Genomic DNA, 15,824 nt, shown 5'->3' on the forward strand with positions numbered 1-15,824 from the left:
TGCAGATGACAGACACCATCGAGTCCGCGACGACCGGACCGCGGGCAGCGACGAGCGCCGTGAAGGCGCCCGGAGAGCGGCCCGAGTTCGACACCGTCCTGGTGGCCAACCGCGGTGAGATCGCGGTGCGGGTCATCCGCACCCTGCGTCAGATGGGGGTGCGCTCGGTCGCGGTGTTCAGCGACGCCGACGCCGACGCGCGGCACGTGCGCGACGCCGACACCGCGGTGCGGCTCGGCCCGGCCGAGGCCCGCGAGAGCTACCTGAACATCGACAAGGTGATCGCCGCAGCACGCGCGACCGGGGCCCAGGCGATCCACCCTGGCTATGGATTCCTCTCGGAGAACGCCGCTTTCGCGGGCGCCTGCGCTGCGGCGGGCATCGCCTTTCTCGGTCCGTCGGCGCATGCGATCGAGGTGATGGGGGACAAGATCACCGCGAAGAACGCGGTCGCCGAGTTCGGTGTGCCGGTGGTGCCGGGCGTCGCTCGGCCCGGACTGTCCGACGACGAACTGGTCGCCGCGGCCGAGGACATCGGCTATCCGGTGCTGGTCAAGCCGTCGGCCGGCGGCGGCGGCAAGGGCATGCGGCTGGTCGAGGACCCGACCGACCTGCCGGCGGCGCTCGTCAGCGCCCGCCGCGAGGCCGCGTCCGCCTTCGGCGACGACACGCTGTTCCTCGAGCGGTTCGTGTTGCGGCCCCGGCACATCGAGGTGCAGATCCTCGCCGACACCCACGGCAACGTGGTGCACCTCGGCGAGCGCGAGTGCAGCCTGCAGCGCCGGCACCAGAAGGTCGTCGAGGAGGCGCCGTCGCCCCTGCTCGACGCGGCGACCCGGGCGAGGATCGGCGCTGCGGCCTGTGACACCGCCCGCAGCGTCGACTACGTCGGCGCCGGCACCGTCGAGTTCATCGTCTCGGCCGACCGTCCCGACGAGTTCTTCTTCATGGAGATGAACACCCGGCTGCAGGTCGAACACCCCGTCACCGAGTTGGTCACCGGGCTCGACCTGGTCGAGTGGCAGGTCCGGATCGCGACCGGCGAGCCGCTCGGGTTCGTGCAGGACGACATCACCCTGACCGGTCACGCGATCGAGGCCCGGGTGTACGCCGAGGACCCCGGCCGTGGATTCCTGCCCACCGGCGGCACCGTCGTCGGGCTGGCCGAACCGTCGGGGCCGGGGGTGCGGGTCGACTCCGGCTTACGCATCGGCGGCATCGTCGGCAGCGACTACGACCCGATGCTCGCCAAGGTGATCGCGTTCGCCGACGACCGCGCGACCGCACTGGGTCGGTTGGACCGCGCGCTCGCCGGGACCGCGGTGCTCGGGGTCGTCACCAACATCGAGTTCGTCCGCTTCCTGCTCGCCGACCCGGACGTCGCGGCGGGACGGCTGGACACCGGCCTGCTCGACCGCCGCGCCGACGACTTCGTGCCCGCACCGCCGTCGGACCGCATGGTCCTCGCCGCCGGCGCCCACCACTGGCTGGCAGGCTGGCCGACCGGCGCCTCGCCGGACCCGTGGGAGGTACCGGACGGCTGGCGTGTGGGCTGCCCCGCGCCGACCGGGGTGCGACTGGCCGGACAGTCCCGGACCGACCACGTACGGATCACCGGCACGCCCTCCGCGGCCGTCGCCAGGTTCGACGACGGTGCCGAGCACACGCTGATCGTCGATGCCGACGGCGCGGAGTTGACCGCCGTGATCGACGGTGTCCGCGAACGGTATCTGGTCGCGGTGTGCGACGGTGACATCTGGATGACGGGGAGCGACGGCACGTGGATGCTGCGCCAGGTGCGCGAGGCGAGCATCCGGGTCGACGACGCGCACGCGGGCGAGGCCGAGATCACCAGCCCCATGCCGGGATCGGTGATCGCGGTCGCCGCGAGGGACGGGCAGACGGTGGCGGTCGGCGACCGCATCGTCGTGGTCGAGGCGATGAAGATGGAGCACGCGCTGACCGCCCCGGCTGCCGGGACCGTCGAACTGCTGGTGAGCGCCGGCGATCAGGTCAAGGTCGACCAGGTCCTCGCGCGGATAGTCCCGCCGTCTGCCGATGCCGGCACCGAACCCGACACCTCTGCATCGTAAGGATCCGCAATGACCGAATTCCTTTCCACCGGTTCGCTTCCGGAGGAGTATCAGCAGCTGGCCAAGTCGGTTCGCGACTTCGCGCGGACCGTGGTCGCGCCCGTCGCCGCCAAGCACGACGCCGAGCACTCGTTCCCCTATGAGGTCGTCGCCGGCATGGCGGAGATGGGTCTGTTCGGCCTGCCGTTCCCGGAGCAGTACGGCGGCATGGGCGGCGACTACTTCGCGCTGTGCCTGGCGCTCGAGGAACTCGGCAAGGTCGACCAGTCGGTGGCGATCACGCTCGAGGCCGGCGTCTCGCTCGGTGCGATGCCCGTGTACCGCTTCGGTACCGAGGCCCAGAAGCGGCAGTGGCTGCCCCAGTTGACCAGCGGCCGCGCGCTCGCGGCCTTCGGCCTGACCGAGCCGGGGGCGGGCAGCGACGCCGGCGGCACCCGGACGACGGCGAAGTTGGTGGATCAACAGTGGGTTGTCAACGGCAGCAAGCAGTTCATCACCAACTCCGGCACCGACATCACCCGCCTCGTGACGGTCACCGCCGCGACGGGCACCAAGGACAACGGCCGCAAGGAGATCTCCACGATCCTGGTGCCCGCGGACACCCCGGGGTTCACCGCCGAACCGGCCTACGACAAGGTCGGCTGGCACGCCTCCGACACCCACCCGCTCACGCTCGAGGACGTCCGGGTCCCCGAGGAGAACCTGCTCGGCGAGCGCGGCCGCGGTTATGCGAACTTCCTGAGCATCCTCGACGAGGGGCGGATCGCGATCGCGGCGCTGAGCACCGGGGTGGCGCAGGGGTGTGTCGACGAGAGTGTCAAGTACGCCGGTGAACGGCAGGCGTTCGGGCGGTCGATCGGCACGAACCAGGCGATCGCGTTCAAGATCGCACGGATGGAGGCGCGGGCGCACACCGCCCGGGCGGCCTACTATGACGCCGCCGCGAAGATGCTGTCCGGCAAGCCGTTCAAGAAGGAGGCGGCGATCGCGAAGCTCGTTTCGAGTGAAGCCGCCATGGACAACGCCCGCGACGCCACCCAGATCCACGGTGGCTACGGCTTCATGAACGACTATCCGGTGGCGCGCCACTACCGTGACAGCAAGATCCTCGAGATCGGGGAGGGCACCACCGAGGTGCAACTGATGCTGATCGCGCGGGAGCTGGGACTGTGAGCGAGGAGCGACCGATGCGCGAGATCGTCCAGCGCGGACTGTGGTTCGAGGAGTTCGAGCTCGGAGTCGTCTACCGGCACCGGCCGGGCCGGACCATCACCGAGGCCGACAACGTGCTGTTCACGACGCTGACCATGAACACCCAGTCGCTGCACCTGGACGCCGCATGGTCGGCGCAGCAGCAGTTCGGTGAGCGCTTGGTCAACTCGATGTTCACGCTCTCGACGCTGGTCGGGCTCTCCGTCGCGCAGCTGTCCCAGGGCACGATCGTGGCCAATCTCGGATTCAGTGAGGTGAAGTTCCCCAAGCCGCTCTTCCACGGCGACACCCTCTACGCGGAGACCTTGATCACCGACAAGCGCGAGTCGCGCTCGCGCCCGGGGGAGGGCATCGTCACCTTCTCGCACACCGGACGCAACCAGCACGGCGAGATCGTCGCGCAGGCCGTGCGGGCCACGCTGATGCAGAAGCGGCCGGCCGCGGAGGGGGACGCGCAGTGACCTTCACCCCGGCAGGTCCGGCTTGGCTGTTCTGTCCCGCCGATCGTCCCGAACGCTTCGCCAAGGCGGCGGCCGTCGCGGACGTCGTGATCCTCGACCTCGAGGACGGTGTCGCCGCGGCCGATCGGGAGGCGGCGCGTCAGGCGCTGCTGGACACCCCGCTCGACCCGGACCGCACGGTGGTGCGGATCAACGCCGCGGACACCGACGAGCAGGCCCGCGACCTGGCGGTGCTCGACGCCACCGCGTACACGACGGTGATGCTGCCCAAGAGTGAGGCGCCCGCGCAGATCGCCGTGCTGGCGCCGCGGCAGGTGATCGCGCTGGTCGAGACCCCGCGCGGGGCCGTCTTTGCGCACGAGTTGGCCGCGGTGGACAACACGATCGGAATGATGTGGGGCGCCGAGGATCTCGTCGCGGCACTCGGCGGTGAGTCCAGCCGGCGGCCGGACGGCACCTACCGTGACGTGGCTCGGCACGTGCGCTCGACCGTGCTGCTCGCGGCGTCGGGCCTCGGGAGGTTCGCGCTCGACGCGGTGCACCTGGACATCGCCGACCTTGACGGTCTCGAGGCCGAGGCACTCGACGCCGTCGCGGTCGGGTTCGACGCCACCGTGTGCATCCATCCGAGTCAGGTCGCGGTGGTACACAAGGCCTATCTTCCCGACGGCGAACGGCTCGCGTGGGCGCGCCGGGTACTGGCGGCCGTTGCCGGGCGGCGCGGCGTGTTCGCGTTCGAGGGGCAGATGGTCGACGCGCCGGTGTTGCGGCACGCCGAGGCGATCCTGCGCCGGGCGGGGGAGTAGCGGCCCGTCACACCCCGACCGGCCGGTCGCCCACGATCGAGATGCGGTCCATGACGCGCCGGGCCGGGAAGTAGTCACTCGACGCGTAGTGCTGACAGGATCGGTTGTCCCAGAAGGCGATCGTGTTCGGCCGCCAGCGCAGTCGGCACTGGAACTCCGGGCGCTGGACGTGGCGGTAGAGCAACCGCAGCAGTTCGTCGGACTCCTCGGCCGGGATCCCGAGGATCCGCTGGGTGAAGATCATGTTGACGAACAGCGCCCGGCGGCCGGTCTCGGGTACGACCCGCACGACCGGGTGCTGCACCGGCGGGAAGTGGGTGCGCAACTGCTCGACCGCCTCGGCAGGCATGTGCCGGCCGAACGTGGCGATCCAGTCGTGCTCGGCGACGAGCGGGTCGATGCGGTCCCGGATGTCCTGGGGCAGCAGGTCGTACGCGAGGCCGGTGTCCGTCCACAGGGTGTCGCCGCCGACCTCGGGAACCTCCACTGCGCGCAGCACCGCACCGAAGGACGGGGTGGTGTGCCAGGTGATGTCGTTGTGCCAGTTGTTCTCGGTGCCGGCGGTCATCGCGTCTTTCGCAAGCGTGACGACGTCGATGTCGGTCTGACCGGGCTGGGTGTACTTGAAGAACGGGTGCTGTTCGAGTTCGCCCCACAACTGCGCGAACGCACGCTGGTCGGTGCGGTCGATGTCCTGGTCGCGGAAGACGAGCACCTTCCACTCCAGCAACGCTCGGCGCAACTCGCCGAGCATCTGCTCGTCGAGATCCCCGCCCAGTCGAACACCGTCGACCTCGGCGCCGATCGTGGGCGAGAGCGGGTGGACGGTGAGGCGCTCGTACGGTCGGTCGTCGAAGCCGTCGGCGGTGCGCCGGCCGACCAGCGGGCCGAAGGCGGCGAGTGGATCGGTCGGGGTGGGGAAGATCATCGGCGCGGTCGGAATCGTGGTCATCGGGCATCTCCTGCTGTCGGGTCGGTGAGGAAGCCGTACGGAAGAGGACGGTCGGCAAGGGTCGCATCGGTGAGCGAGGTCGGCGTGGTGAGGAGGGCGACACAGCTGTCGACGAGATCGGTGACGACGAGGGCGGTGTCCGGGAACGGGAGGGCGTCGGCCGCGGCGAGACCCTCCCAGGTGGCCAGTGAGGTCACCGAGAGGGCCACGACGTGCCAGGTGCGCAGCGCCGCAACCGCTTCGGGCAGGCCCGTGCCGCGGGTCAGCCGGCGGTACACGTCGCGGAAGCTCTCGGCGCGCAGATGCTCGCGCACGATGACGGTCAGCGTCGGATCGAACATCGCCTGCGCGAGGAAGCGGGCATAGCAGCTGCCGTGGTGATGCAGCGTCGCCGCGGCGAGCGGACGGATCAGCGCCTCGATCAACTGCCGCGGGTCGGCGGCCGCGGCGGGGTCCAACCGGTCGAGCAACGCGCGCCGTGCTCGGTCGATCGGGCCCATGCGGGCCTCGACGACGGCGGAGATCAGTCCGTCGCGGGAGCCGAAGTGGTACTGCGCGGCGGACTTGTTGGACTGCCCCGCGGCCGACTGGACCTCGCGCAGCGACATGGCGGCCAGGCCGCGTTCGGCGACGATGCGTTCGGCGGCGTCGATCATTGCGGTTCTGGCATCGGTTCCGGCCATGAAGGCAGGGTAAGGCGAGTGCCTTAAAGCGTCAAGGTGCGATCGCCGGAGGTCTTCCGTCAGGGCGGGTCCGGTACAAAACTGACACACGTTCCTGGACTCGAATCCAAGAACGTGTTAGCTTCCCCACAACGATTCCATTGCCGATGGACAGCCGCCAGGGGTCTGTCGTCGGCGCCCCACCCCGTGGGGGCTCTCCAGAAAGCACTGTCCGATGTCGCTCAATCTCGCAGATCTCTTCGAAGCCGTCTCGGACGCCGTCCCCGAGGATCGGGTCGCGATCGTCTACAACGGTGAACGCATCACCTACCGACAGCTCGACGAGCGCGCCAACCAGCTCGCCCACCAGCTGATTTCTCGCGGGGTTCAGCCCGGTGACCACGTGGGCCTGCACATGCGCAACAGCCCTCAGTTCATCGAGTCGCTGCTCGGTTGCCTCAAGGCCCGTGCGGTCCCGATCAACATCAACTACCGGTACACGGAGAAGGAGCTGAGCTACCTCTACGACAACGCGCAGCTGGTCGCGTTGGTCGTCGACGGCGAGTTCACCCAGGCCGCCGCCGCGGTCGTTCCCGAGTGCCCGAAACTGCAACACGTACTCGTCGTCGACCCGGATCCGCAGGTGCGGTTCGACGGCGTCACGGTCGACGACTACGACGCCACCGTGCGGGCCCAGTCGACGGCGCGCGACTTCGGCGAGCGCAGCGACGACGACCACTTCATCGTCTACACCGGCGGCACGACAGGCATGCCCAAGGGTGTCGTGTGGCGTCAGGAAGACTTCTACATGGCCGCCCTGCACGGCGGCAACCACTACGGCGACCCGTACCTGGACACCGAGTCGCTGGCGGCCGCGGTCAAGGCCAACGAGTTCCCGATCAGCTTCCTGGTGACCGCCCCGCTCATGCACGGTGCGGCCGTCTACTCGCTGTTCGCGGCCTTCTTCACCGGGTCCAAGCAGGTCGTCATGCGCAACTACGACCCGGTCGAGGCGCTGCAGATGATCGACGCCGAGAAGATCATGTGCGTCATGGTCGTCGGCGACGCCATCTGCCGCCCGCTCGCCGACGCGATCGAGGCGCACGGCGATGAATACGACCTCAGCTCGGTGGTGCTCATCGGCTCCGGCGGTGCGCTGTGGTCGAAGAGCGTGCGCGACAAGCTCACCGAGTTGCTGCCGAACTGCTACATGCGTGACGGCTTCGGCTCCTCCGAGTCGGGTGTCGACGGCACCGTCGACGTCGGTGCCGACGGCGCGCTGCGGATCCCGGGCGGGCCGAACATCACGGTCGTGGACGAGCGTCTGCGCCCGCTGGAGGCCGGCTCCGACACGATGGGCTACATCGCGCGGCGCGGCAACGTGCCGCTCGGGTACTTCAACGACCCGGTCAAGAGCGCCGAGACCTTCCCGGTCGTCGACGGGGTCCGGATGTCTGTCCTCGGTGACATGGGCAAGATCGAGGCGGACGGCACGATCGTGCTGCTCGGCCGCGGCTCGATGTGCATCAACACCGGCGGCGAGAAGGTCTTCCCGGAAGAGGTCGAGCAGGCGCTCAAGGCGCATCCCGCGGTGATGGACGCGCTGGTGGCGGGCGCCCCGGACGACAAGTTCGGGGAGCGCGTCGCGGCCGTGGTCGAGTTGCGTGCGGGCTTCGAGGGCACCACGGTCGACGACATCGTCGAGCACTGCCGCAAGGAGATCGCCGGCTACAAGATCCCGCGCTCGATCGTCGTGGTGCCCACCATCGTGCGGTCGCCGAGCGGTAAGGCGGACTATCGCTGGGCCCGCGCCACGGTGGCGCAGCCCAGCTAGCAGGCAAGCGTCGGGAGACGCGGGATCGGCCACAGGGTGGGCCGTTATCGTGGAGTGATCCCGGAGTAGGTGTTGTGCGGATTCGCGAGAATGGCGGCGGAATTCGATGAGTGATTCGGTGTCCACCGGATGGACCGATTCGGAGCCCTCGGCGCGCAACGTTTCCGGACCGACCGGTCGGTATCGACCAGACTCGGCGTCAGGCGCCGACCCGTCGACGACGGGTCGGCGCCTGACGCGTCGAGAGCGCAACAAGATCGAGACCCGCGCCCGCCTGCTCCAGTCGGCGCGGCGGTTGTTCGCCGTCAAGGGGGTGTCGGGCACCACGGTCGAGGACGTCGCCTCGGCCGCCGAAGTGTCCCGTGCGACGTTCTTCAACTACTTCCAGGGCAAGGACGCCGTGCTGGAGGCACTGTGGGTCGACCAGATGATCGCCTTCCACGCCTCGGTCGAGAAGTTGCTGCGTGAGCCGGCGTCCACGCTCGACCGGATGCGCCGTCTGTTCGCGGAGTTCGTCATCGTCGCGGACGACCGGCCCGCCTACATCCGGGTGGTCACCGGCGACCTGGACCGCGACACCCGGGACCCCCGGGCCGGCGCGCAGCGCAGTGACATGTTCCATTCCGCGGTGGTCGATCTCGTCGAGGCGGGCGTGGCGCAGGGTGACGTCCGCCGGGACTATCCGCCGGAGTTCCTGGCCGAGATGTTCGGGGGCATCTACGCGGCGGTGATCCGCCGCTGGCGGTTCGATCCCGGCTACGACCTGGGCGGTGCGTTCGAGCAGGCGGCGCGGTTCATCGCGGAGGCGCTGGCCCCGCCGGTCTGAGATCCCAACGGGACGGCCGGCCCCCGCAGACGACTCGTCCCCGGTGTGACCGCAAGGGTCGCGCCGGGGACGAGTTCGGTGTTGCGGCCGGGGTGCCCGGTCAGCGGAGCATGATGCTGCCGCCGTCGACCATCAGGGTCTGACCGGTCATGTAGCTCGCGTCGGCGCTGGCCAGGAACACCGCGACCCGGCCGATGTCCGACTCGGGGTCGCCGAAACGGTGCAGCGGCGTCTTGGCCAGCAACGTCTCCTCGATGCCGGGGTTCGCGGCGATGTACGCCTTGACACCCTCGGTCGCCGCCAGCGGCGAGATGATGTTGACGTTGATGTTGTCCGCCGCCCACTCGTTCGCGGCGACCCGGCTGATCGCCCGGATCGCCTCCTTGGCGGCGGCGTAGGACGACTGGGTCACGTCACCCTTCAACCCCGCGCCGGAGGCGAAGTTGATCACGGATCCCTGGGCTGCCTTGAGCTGCTCGTGGCAGGCCTGCATCAGCCAGAAGGTGGGGTAGAACCCGGTCCCGAAGGACAGGTCCAGCATCTCCTGTGTGGTCTCCATCAGTGGTGCCTGCCGGGAGGCGTGGGCGTTGTTCACCAGCACGCTCACCGAGCCGAAGGCGTCCACGGCGGCGTCGCGGATCCGCGACGCGTTCTCCTGCTTGGAGATGTCGACGCCGAGATACTTTGCGGTGCCGTCGAATTCGGATTCGAGCGCGCGACCTGCCTCGTCGTTGATGTCGACGATGAGGACGCGGGCGCCCTCCTTGACGAACGCGCGGACGATGCCGCGCCCGATGCCGCCGGCCCCGCCGGTGACGATCGCGACCTTGCCTTCAAGCCTCATTGAGATGTGTTTCCCTTCGTCGTCAGTCGATGGCCAGCGCGGGCTTCTCCAGCTCGGCGACGCTGTACGCGCTGTAGGTCTCATACTGCCCGCGTCCCGAGAAGTACGGGGTCAGTTGACGGTCGATCTCCTCGGCGTCGAAGGCGCCGGTCGGTGCGTCGAATCGGTTCTCGACCTTCGGCGAGTCCATCAGCGCGATCATCTTGCCGTACACCACGAACACCTGACCGGTGATCTCCTCGGAGGCGGGCGCGGCCAGGTAGCGCACCAGGGTGGCGACGCGCTCCGGGGACAGCGGGTCGAGCGAGGTCGCGCCGTCGGCGCGGTCGCCGAAGGCCTCGGCGGTCATCGCGGTCCTGGCACGCGGGCAGATCGCGTTGGCGCGAACGCCGTAGCGGGACAGGCCCTGCGAGGTCGACAGCGTCAGCGCGACGATGCCGGCCTTGGCGGCGGAGTAGTTGGGCTGACCGGCCGAGCCGAACAGGAAGGCCTCGGAGGAGGTGTTGATCACGCGGCCGTACACGGGCGCGCCGGCGGCCTTGCTGGCCTCGCGCCAGTGCACCGCGGCGGCGTGCGAGGTGACGGCGTGGCCCTTGAGGTGCACCTTGATGACGTCGTCCCAGTCGGACTCGGTCAGGTTGAAGATCATCTTGTCGCGGATGATGCCGGCGTTGTTCACCAGGATGTCGAACGAGCCGAACTTCTCGACCGCGGTCTGCACCAGGCGTGCGCCCAGCGCCCACTCGCCGACGTCGCCGGTGACGGCAACGGCCTGACCGCCCGCGGCGACGATCTCGTCGACCACGTCGTTGGCCTGCGGGCCCATGTCGTTGACGACGACGGCGGCGCCGGCCGCCGCGAGGGCGAGGGCTTCGGACCGGCCCAGGCCTGCCCCGGCTCCGGTGACGACGGCGGCCTTGCCCGCCAAGCTCAGTGACTCGCTCATGTGTGGACTCCTCGGTGGGGCGGTGTGCGCCGGACGACGGAAATTTGAACCCAATTCTATTTGCGTCGGGAGCGCTCGACCCGCGCGCGGTCTCACTGACCGAAACTCCGGGCCGGACGATGATGTGATGGGCGACCCGTCGTCTGCGACGTGTGATCCCGGTCTCCGGGAGTGCTTCGCCGCGACGGCCGGACCTGTCCTTTCCTGGTGATTCCAGGAGTGGGGAGTCGTGATGAACATTGCGCATGCACCGGGCGCCGAGGTGGCCGGCTGACGAGCGCCTGCTGAATCGCAGCTGACGAGCCTGTTACGCGAGGTCGGCGCGCACCCGAGCGGTGCGGGCCGGCCTCGTCGTGCGTCCGGTTCGGACACGCCCTGTGGCGTGTGTTCCGCATCACTGATACAGTTTAAGAATCAATTTCAATTTCGACCTGTAAGCCCAGGTCGGATGCACTGTTGAGCCAGGAGGCGGAAATGGCAACTGTCGTCACCGACAAGGCCACACCCTGCGCGCAGCGGGATCTCCCGCCGTCGATGGTGGAGCGGATGACGCTCATCCTCGACGCCTTCGACCGGCGCTCGACCCGGTTGAACCTCGAGGAGGTCGCCAGCCGGACCCGGCTGCCCCGCTCGACGGCCCACCGGATCCTGGACCAGCTGGTCAAGCTGCACTGGCTCGACCACAGCACGCTCGGCTACAGCCTCGGTCGCCGCGCCCTCGGTCTCGGTGGACACGACGGCATGCACGGTGAGATCCGTCAGGCCGCCGCTCCGCACCTGCACGAGCTGCACCTGCGCACCGGGATGGTCGTGCACCTGGCCGTCCTCGACGGCTCCGACGAGGTGTTCCTCGACAAGCTCGGCGGCCGGTTCGCGACGACACTGGCCTCCCGCGTGGGTGGACGTAATCCCGCGCACATCACCACCGGCGGCCGCGCGATGCTCGCGTACCTCGATCCGGAGCACGTCGATGCGCTGGTCCGAGAGGCCATGCGGCGCCCGCCCATCGCGAAGGGCTGGACGCTGGGCGGGCTGCATCAGGAACTCAACCGGATCCGCCGGAACCGGGGACTGTCCATCGACCGCACCGGTGTGATGAGCATGAACTTCACGAGTGTGGCCATGGCGATCCGTGGACCCGAGGGCCCGGTCGCCTCTGTGTGCCTGTGTCCGGAATCGCGTCAGGTGCCGCTCGAGCGGGTCGCGCCGCTGGTCGTGGAGACCGCGCGGCGCATCACCGCGGACCTGTTCCCGCAGAAGCCAGCCCAGACGCGGCCGAATGTGCAGGCACTGCACTCGCGCGGCCACGACTGGTCGCCCGAGTCCGCCGACCAACTGGTGGCGTCGGGTCAGTGACCGGGGGGGCTCAGTCGTCGCGGTCATGGCCCGGATCGGCGTCGAAGGTGCATCCCGCCTGCCCTGTCAGCTCACGCAGCGCGTGCAACTGATCGCAGTAGTGGCCGGCGCCGGTGGAGACGAGGCTGACGCCGAGGACCGTCGCGCCGGCCTCGCGGACGCGGGTGACCGCGCGCAGCGTGGCGTCGGGGTCGCCGAGCGGATCGAGTCGCCGGCCCGAGCCCAGCACCAGTTCGAACCCGTCGGGCAGGTCGACAGTGCCGAGCATGGCCTGCAGCTCGTCCACGTTCAGTCCGAACGGAACCCAGCCGTCGCCGAATTCGGTTGCCCGGCGCAGGGACCGGCGGGTGCGCCCGCCCATCCACAGCGGCACCCGGACCTGCGCGGCGTGCGGTTCGACGACGAATCCGTCGTAGCTGTAGAACGGTCCGTCGTACGACGGGGCGGGATCGGACAGCGATGCACGCAGGGCGCGGATCGCGTCGTCGGCGCGTGCTCCGCGGTCCTCGAACGGGGCACCGAGCAGGTCGAACTCCTCGCGCAGCGAGCCGACCCCCAGGCCCAGGACGATCCGGCCGCCGCTGACCTGATCGAGGGTGCCGTAGCGCTTCGCGATCTCCAGCGGGTGGTGGTAGCCGAGGACGAGCACCTGCGTGGCCAGTCGGATGCGGCGGGTGCGTGCCGCCAGGAAACCCAAGGTGGACAGCGGATCCCAATAGGTTCCTCCGCGTTCCACCGCGATCTCACGGGGGACCGCGACATGTTCGCTGGCGGCCACGTGGTGATAGCCCAGCCGGTCCGCGGCCGCGGCGATCTGCGCGACCTCGGCGATGCCGGCGGTGCGCTCCCATTCCGCGCGCGTACTGGGGTGCTGCACCACCACCGGCAGCACGAGTCCGATCTTCATGTGCCCCACTCCTTCCGCGCCGCGATCGACCCTGTCCCCTCTACCTTGTCTCGGCCGGGCCCGATCGACGTGAAAAGCGTCTCGCTGATCGGGAACAACGGGCGAGCGCGGCAACCGCCGTCTCTACCCTCGGGTATACGGACTCGACTGTGCATCGGATTGCGAACTTAGGCGGATCAAATGACGGAACTGAGCTACGAGGCGACGAAGCGGGAACTGGTCACCGACCAGGGCGTTCTGCGCTACCACGAGGCGGGTGACGGACCGCCGCTGCTGCTGCTGCACGGCTCCGGTCCGGGCGTGACCGGCTGGCGCAACTACCGCGGCGTGCTGGGCGACTTCGCGGAGCACTTCCGTTGCCTGATCCTCGAGTTCCCCGGTTTCGGCGTGAGTGACCCGGGCGACGGCCACCCCATGATGATGGCGGTGCCGGCGGTGACGCGGTTCCTCGACGGACTCGGACTCGACTCGGTCAACGTGATCGGCAACTCGATGGGCGGGATCGTGGCGGCCAACGTCGCCATCGCCCAGCCCGACCGGGTGCGCAAGCTCGTCTCGGTCGGCGGCATCGGACGCAACGTGCTCGCGCCCAGCCCGGGCGAGGGCATCAAGCTGCTCACGGAGTTCACCGACAACCCGACCCGCGAGGGCCTGATCCGCTGGCTGCACTCGATGGTCTACGACCCCGCGGTCGTGACCGAGCAGCTCATCGAGGAGCGGTGGGAGCTGGCGACCGAGCCGCAGACCCTCGAGATCGCCCGGCGGATGTACAGCAGCAAGGCCTTCGCCGCAACGCAGGCCGCGGGCAAGGCCTCCAACGTGACCCCCTACTGGGCGCAGCTGCACAAGATCACCGCGCCGACGCTGCTCACCTGGGGCCGGGACGACCGGGTCAGCCCGGTCGACATGGCCATGCTGCCCATGCGGGACCTGCCGAACGGTGAGCTGCACGTGTTCCCCAACTGCGGCCACTGGACCATGATCGAGGCGAAGGACGCCTGGGTCGCCGCGGTGCTCGCATTCTTGCGACGAGAAGAAAAGTGACTCTGAGAAAAGTGACCCAGGTGGATTCGAAGAACGAGAATTGGGACGAGATCGTCGACTTCCTGGTCGTCGGCAGCGGCGGTGGCGGTATGACCGCCGCGGTCGCGGCGGCCGAGCAGGGGCTGAGCGCGCTCGTCATCGAAAAGGGCAAGAAGTTCGGCGGATCCACCGCCGTCTCGGGTGGCGGCATCTGGGTGCCGAACAACCCGACGCTGCGCCGCAAGGGTGTGGTCGACTCGCGCGAGTCGATCCTGAACTACCTCAAGACCATCACCGCCGGCCGGGTGCCGGACGTGCGGCTCGAGGCCTACGTGGACAACGGCGTGCCGATGATGGAGCTGCTCGAGCGCAGCAGCAAGCACATTGATTTCTATTGGGTCAAGGGCTATTCGGACTACCACCCGGAGCTGCCCGGCGGACGTCCCGAGGGGCGCACCGTGGAGTGCCCGCCCTACAACACCCGCAAGCTCAAGGAAGACGAGCGCTTCCAGCGTCCGAACAGCATGAAGGGCCCGCTGGGCCTGTGGGTGACCTCGAAGGACTACCACGACCTGGCGATGGTCAAGCGCACCTGGGCGGGCCGGCGGGCCTCGATGATCGCGGGCTGGCGAGTGGCGTCGAACATGGTCGCCCGCCGGCACATGGCGACCGGCGGACGTTCGCTCGTCGCCCGCCTGCGGATGGCGCTGAAGGACAACGGTATCCCGCTGTGGCTGAAGACCTCGATGACCGAGCTGGTCACCGACGACAAGGGCGCCGTGATCGGCGTGGTCGCCGACCGCGACGGCAAGACTGTGCGGATCGGCGCCCGCAAGGGCGTGCTGCTGGCCACCGGCGGCTTCGACCACAACCAGGCCATGCGTGACCGGTACCTGCCCGAGGGTGGCCAGGCCGACATCAGTGCCGGCGCCCGCGAGCTGACCGGCGACGGCATCCTCGCCGGCGAGAAGGTCGGTGCGGCGCTCGACCTGATGGACGACGCGTGGTGGATGCCCTCGGTGATGCACCCGATGGGCGCGGTCATCCCGTTGGTCTCCGAGCGGTGCATCCCGCCGTCGGTGATCGTGGGGATGAACGGCAAGCGGTTCACCAACGAGTCGGCGCCCTACGTCAACTTCGTCCACGACCAGATCGACGGCGGGCACGTCCCGGCCTGGTTCGTGATGGACACGAAGGCCCGCTCGCGCTACCCGTTCGCGCAGGTGCTGCCCGGCGCCCCGTTCCCGAAGGGCTTCTACGACCAGGGAATCGTGCACAAGGCGAACACGATCGCCGAACTGGCCGAGAAGATCGGCGTCCCCGCCGACACCCTCGCCCAGACGGTCGAGCGCTTCAACGGGTTCGCGCGCACCGGCAAGGACGAGGACTTCGGCCGCGGCGACAGCGCGTACGACCGTTACTACGGCGACCCGACGATGAAGAACCCCAACCTCGACGAGATCGACAAGGCGCCGTACTACGCCATCCGCATCGAGGCGGGCGACCTGGGCACCAAGGGCGGCCTGGTCAGCGACGAGCACGCGCGGGTGCTGCGCGCGGACGGCTCGGTCATCACCGGGCTGTACGCGACCGGTAACACCTCGGCGTCGGTGATGGGCAACGAGTACGCCGGCGCCGGCGCCACGATCGGCCCGTCGATGGTGTTCGGCTACGTCGCCGCGCGACATGCGGCGGTCTCCTCGGACGCAGAGGGCCTGGTGGCCTCGAACTGACCAGACCATCCGGTCTCGTTGGGCGGGACGTTTTCGGGCGTCCCGCCCGCCCCGGTGCCAGCATCGGGTTATCGGTGCGCCGGCGACGGAAGTGGGCGATGATCGGCTCGGCGAAATCGCCGACGAGCTTCGCGCAGCCGCGCGACCAACAGAATTCGGCCTGACGACG

General features: G+C 69.2%; 14 protein-coding genes. 9 read left to right on the plus strand and 5 right to left on the minus strand.

What is annotated here, in order from left to right; all coding sequences use genetic code 11:
• Positions 1-5: 5 nt before the first annotated feature.
• From G4X40_RS16095 to G4X40_RS16110, 4 genes are read left to right on the plus strand one after another with little or no spacing between them, the layout of a single operon-like run.
• Entirely contained in the window at positions 6-2,093 is a 2,088-nt protein-coding gene (locus G4X40_RS16095) for an acetyl/propionyl/methylcrotonyl-CoA carboxylase subunit alpha (protein ID WP_277833889.1), read from the plus strand.
• A 9-nt stretch (positions 2,094-2,102) separates the two neighbouring features.
• The gene (locus G4X40_RS16100) at positions 2,103-3,266 is read left to right on the plus strand and encodes an acyl-CoA dehydrogenase family protein (protein WP_277833891.1); all 1,164 of its coding nucleotides are present in this window, start codon (positions 2,103-2,105) and stop codon (positions 3,264-3,266) included.
• 14 nt (positions 3,267-3,280) lie between these two features.
• Positions 3,281-3,766: a MaoC family dehydratase gene (locus tag G4X40_RS16105; RefSeq protein WP_277833893.1), complete on the plus strand. Its 486-nt coding sequence runs from the start codon at positions 3,281-3,283 to the stop codon at positions 3,764-3,766.
• Positions 3,763-4,572, plus strand: a complete 810-nt coding sequence (locus G4X40_RS16110; RefSeq protein ID WP_277833895.1) for an HpcH/HpaI aldolase/citrate lyase family protein — start codon at positions 3,763-3,765, stop codon at positions 4,570-4,572. The genes G4X40_RS16105 and G4X40_RS16110 overlap by 4 nt, the downstream gene beginning before the upstream one ends.
• A gap of 7 nt (positions 4,573-4,579) precedes the next feature.
• Here the strand turns inward: G4X40_RS16110 and G4X40_RS16115 are convergent, their stop codons facing one another.
• Positions 4,580-5,524: a TauD/TfdA dioxygenase family protein gene (locus G4X40_RS16115; protein ID WP_277833897.1), complete on the minus strand. Its 945-nt coding sequence runs from the start codon at positions 5,522-5,524 to the stop codon at positions 4,580-4,582.
• Positions 5,521-6,207, minus strand: a complete 687-nt coding sequence (locus G4X40_RS16120; protein WP_277833898.1) for a TetR/AcrR family transcriptional regulator — start codon at positions 6,205-6,207, stop codon at positions 5,521-5,523. Before G4X40_RS16120 ends, G4X40_RS16115 begins: the two co-directional genes overlap by 4 nt.
• 214 nt (positions 6,208-6,421) lie before the next feature.
• Here G4X40_RS16120 and G4X40_RS16125 point away from each other — a divergent pair, with 214 nt between their 5' ends.
• Both G4X40_RS16125 and G4X40_RS16130 read left to right on the plus strand, forming a co-directional pair.
• Positions 6,422-8,020, plus strand: a complete 1,599-nt coding sequence (locus G4X40_RS16125; RefSeq protein ID WP_277833899.1) for an acyl-CoA synthetase — start codon at positions 6,422-6,424, stop codon at positions 8,018-8,020.
• A 106-nt stretch (positions 8,021-8,126) separates the two neighbouring features.
• A complete protein-coding gene (locus tag G4X40_RS16130) occupies positions 8,127-8,846 on the plus strand; it encodes a TetR/AcrR family transcriptional regulator (protein WP_277833900.1) in 720 nt (239 codons plus the stop codon).
• Between the two features lie 100 nt (positions 8,847-8,946).
• On the opposite strand, the gene G4X40_RS16135 is transcribed toward G4X40_RS16130, so the two are convergent.
• Entirely contained in the window at positions 8,947-9,690 is a 744-nt protein-coding gene (locus G4X40_RS16135; RefSeq protein WP_277833902.1) for an SDR family NAD(P)-dependent oxidoreductase, read from the minus strand.
• Between the two features lie 22 nt (positions 9,691-9,712).
• A complete protein-coding gene (locus tag G4X40_RS16140) occupies positions 9,713-10,636 on the minus strand; it encodes a 3-oxoacyl-ACP reductase (RefSeq protein WP_277833904.1) in 924 nt (307 codons plus the stop codon).
• Between the two features lie 474 nt (positions 10,637-11,110).
• Between G4X40_RS16140 and G4X40_RS16145 the strand changes: the two genes are divergently transcribed.
• Complete coding sequence (locus tag G4X40_RS16145) at positions 11,111-11,992, plus strand: IclR family transcriptional regulator (protein ID WP_277833906.1); 882 nt, start codon at positions 11,111-11,113, stop codon at positions 11,990-11,992.
• 10 nt (positions 11,993-12,002) lie between these two features.
• On the opposite strand, the gene G4X40_RS16150 is transcribed toward G4X40_RS16145, so the two are convergent.
• Positions 12,003-12,899 carry an LLM class F420-dependent oxidoreductase gene (locus G4X40_RS16150; RefSeq protein WP_277833907.1) on the minus strand — a complete coding sequence of 299 codons (897 nt, stop codon included), beginning with the start codon at positions 12,897-12,899 and terminating at the stop codon, positions 12,003-12,005.
• A 180-nt stretch (positions 12,900-13,079) separates the two neighbouring features.
• Here G4X40_RS16150 and G4X40_RS16155 point away from each other — a divergent pair, with 180 nt between their 5' ends.
• The gene (locus tag G4X40_RS16155) at positions 13,080-13,943 is read left to right on the plus strand and encodes an alpha/beta fold hydrolase (protein ID WP_277833908.1); all 864 of its coding nucleotides are present in this window, start codon (positions 13,080-13,082) and stop codon (positions 13,941-13,943) included.
• 20 nt (positions 13,944-13,963) lie between these two features.
• Positions 13,964-15,655 (plus strand): FAD-binding protein, encoded by a 1,692-nt coding sequence (locus G4X40_RS16160; RefSeq protein WP_277834172.1) that lies wholly within the window; start codon positions 13,964-13,966, stop codon positions 15,653-15,655.
• The last annotated feature ends 169 nt before the right edge of the window (positions 15,656-15,824 follow it).

It is taken from the genome of Speluncibacter jeojiensis (assembly GCF_029589495.1).
Classification (GTDB): Bacteria; Actinomycetota; Actinomycetes; order Mycobacteriales; family Mycobacteriaceae; genus Speluncibacter; species Speluncibacter jeojiensis.

Bases quoted from the DNA above. Each gene is read 5' to 3' on its own strand.
- G4X40_RS16095 (WP_277833889.1), top strand. From the start codon at position 6: ATGACAGACACCATCGAGTCCGCGACGACCGGACCGCGGGCAGCGACG.
- G4X40_RS16100 (WP_277833891.1), top strand. From the start codon at position 2,103: ATGACCGAATTCCTTTCCACCGGTTCGCTTCCGGAGGAGTATCAGCAG.
- G4X40_RS16105 (WP_277833893.1), top strand. From the start codon at position 3,281: ATGCGCGAGATCGTCCAGCGCGGACTGTGGTTCGAGGAGTTCGAGCTC.
- G4X40_RS16115 (WP_277833897.1), bottom strand. From the start codon at position 5,524: ATGACCACGATTCCGACCGCGCCGATGATCTTCCCCACCCCGACCGAT.
- G4X40_RS16120 (WP_277833898.1), bottom strand. From the start codon at position 6,207: ATGGCCGGAACCGATGCCAGAACCGCAATGATCGACGCCGCCGAACGC.
- G4X40_RS16125 (WP_277833899.1), top strand. From the start codon at position 6,422: ATGTCGCTCAATCTCGCAGATCTCTTCGAAGCCGTCTCGGACGCCGTC.
- G4X40_RS16130 (WP_277833900.1), top strand. From the start codon at position 8,127: ATGAGTGATTCGGTGTCCACCGGATGGACCGATTCGGAGCCCTCGGCG.
- G4X40_RS16135 (WP_277833902.1), bottom strand. From the start codon at position 9,690: ATGAGGCTTGAAGGCAAGGTCGCGATCGTCACCGGCGGGGCCGGCGGC.
- G4X40_RS16140 (WP_277833904.1), bottom strand. From the start codon at position 10,636: ATGAGCGAGTCACTGAGCTTGGCGGGCAAGGCCGCCGTCGTCACCGGA.
- G4X40_RS16145 (WP_277833906.1), top strand. From the start codon at position 11,111: ATGGCAACTGTCGTCACCGACAAGGCCACACCCTGCGCGCAGCGGGAT.
- G4X40_RS16150 (WP_277833907.1), bottom strand. From the start codon at position 12,899: ATGAAGATCGGACTCGTGCTGCCGGTGGTGGTGCAGCACCCCAGTACG.
- G4X40_RS16155 (WP_277833908.1), top strand. From the start codon at position 13,080: ATGACGGAACTGAGCTACGAGGCGACGAAGCGGGAACTGGTCACCGAC.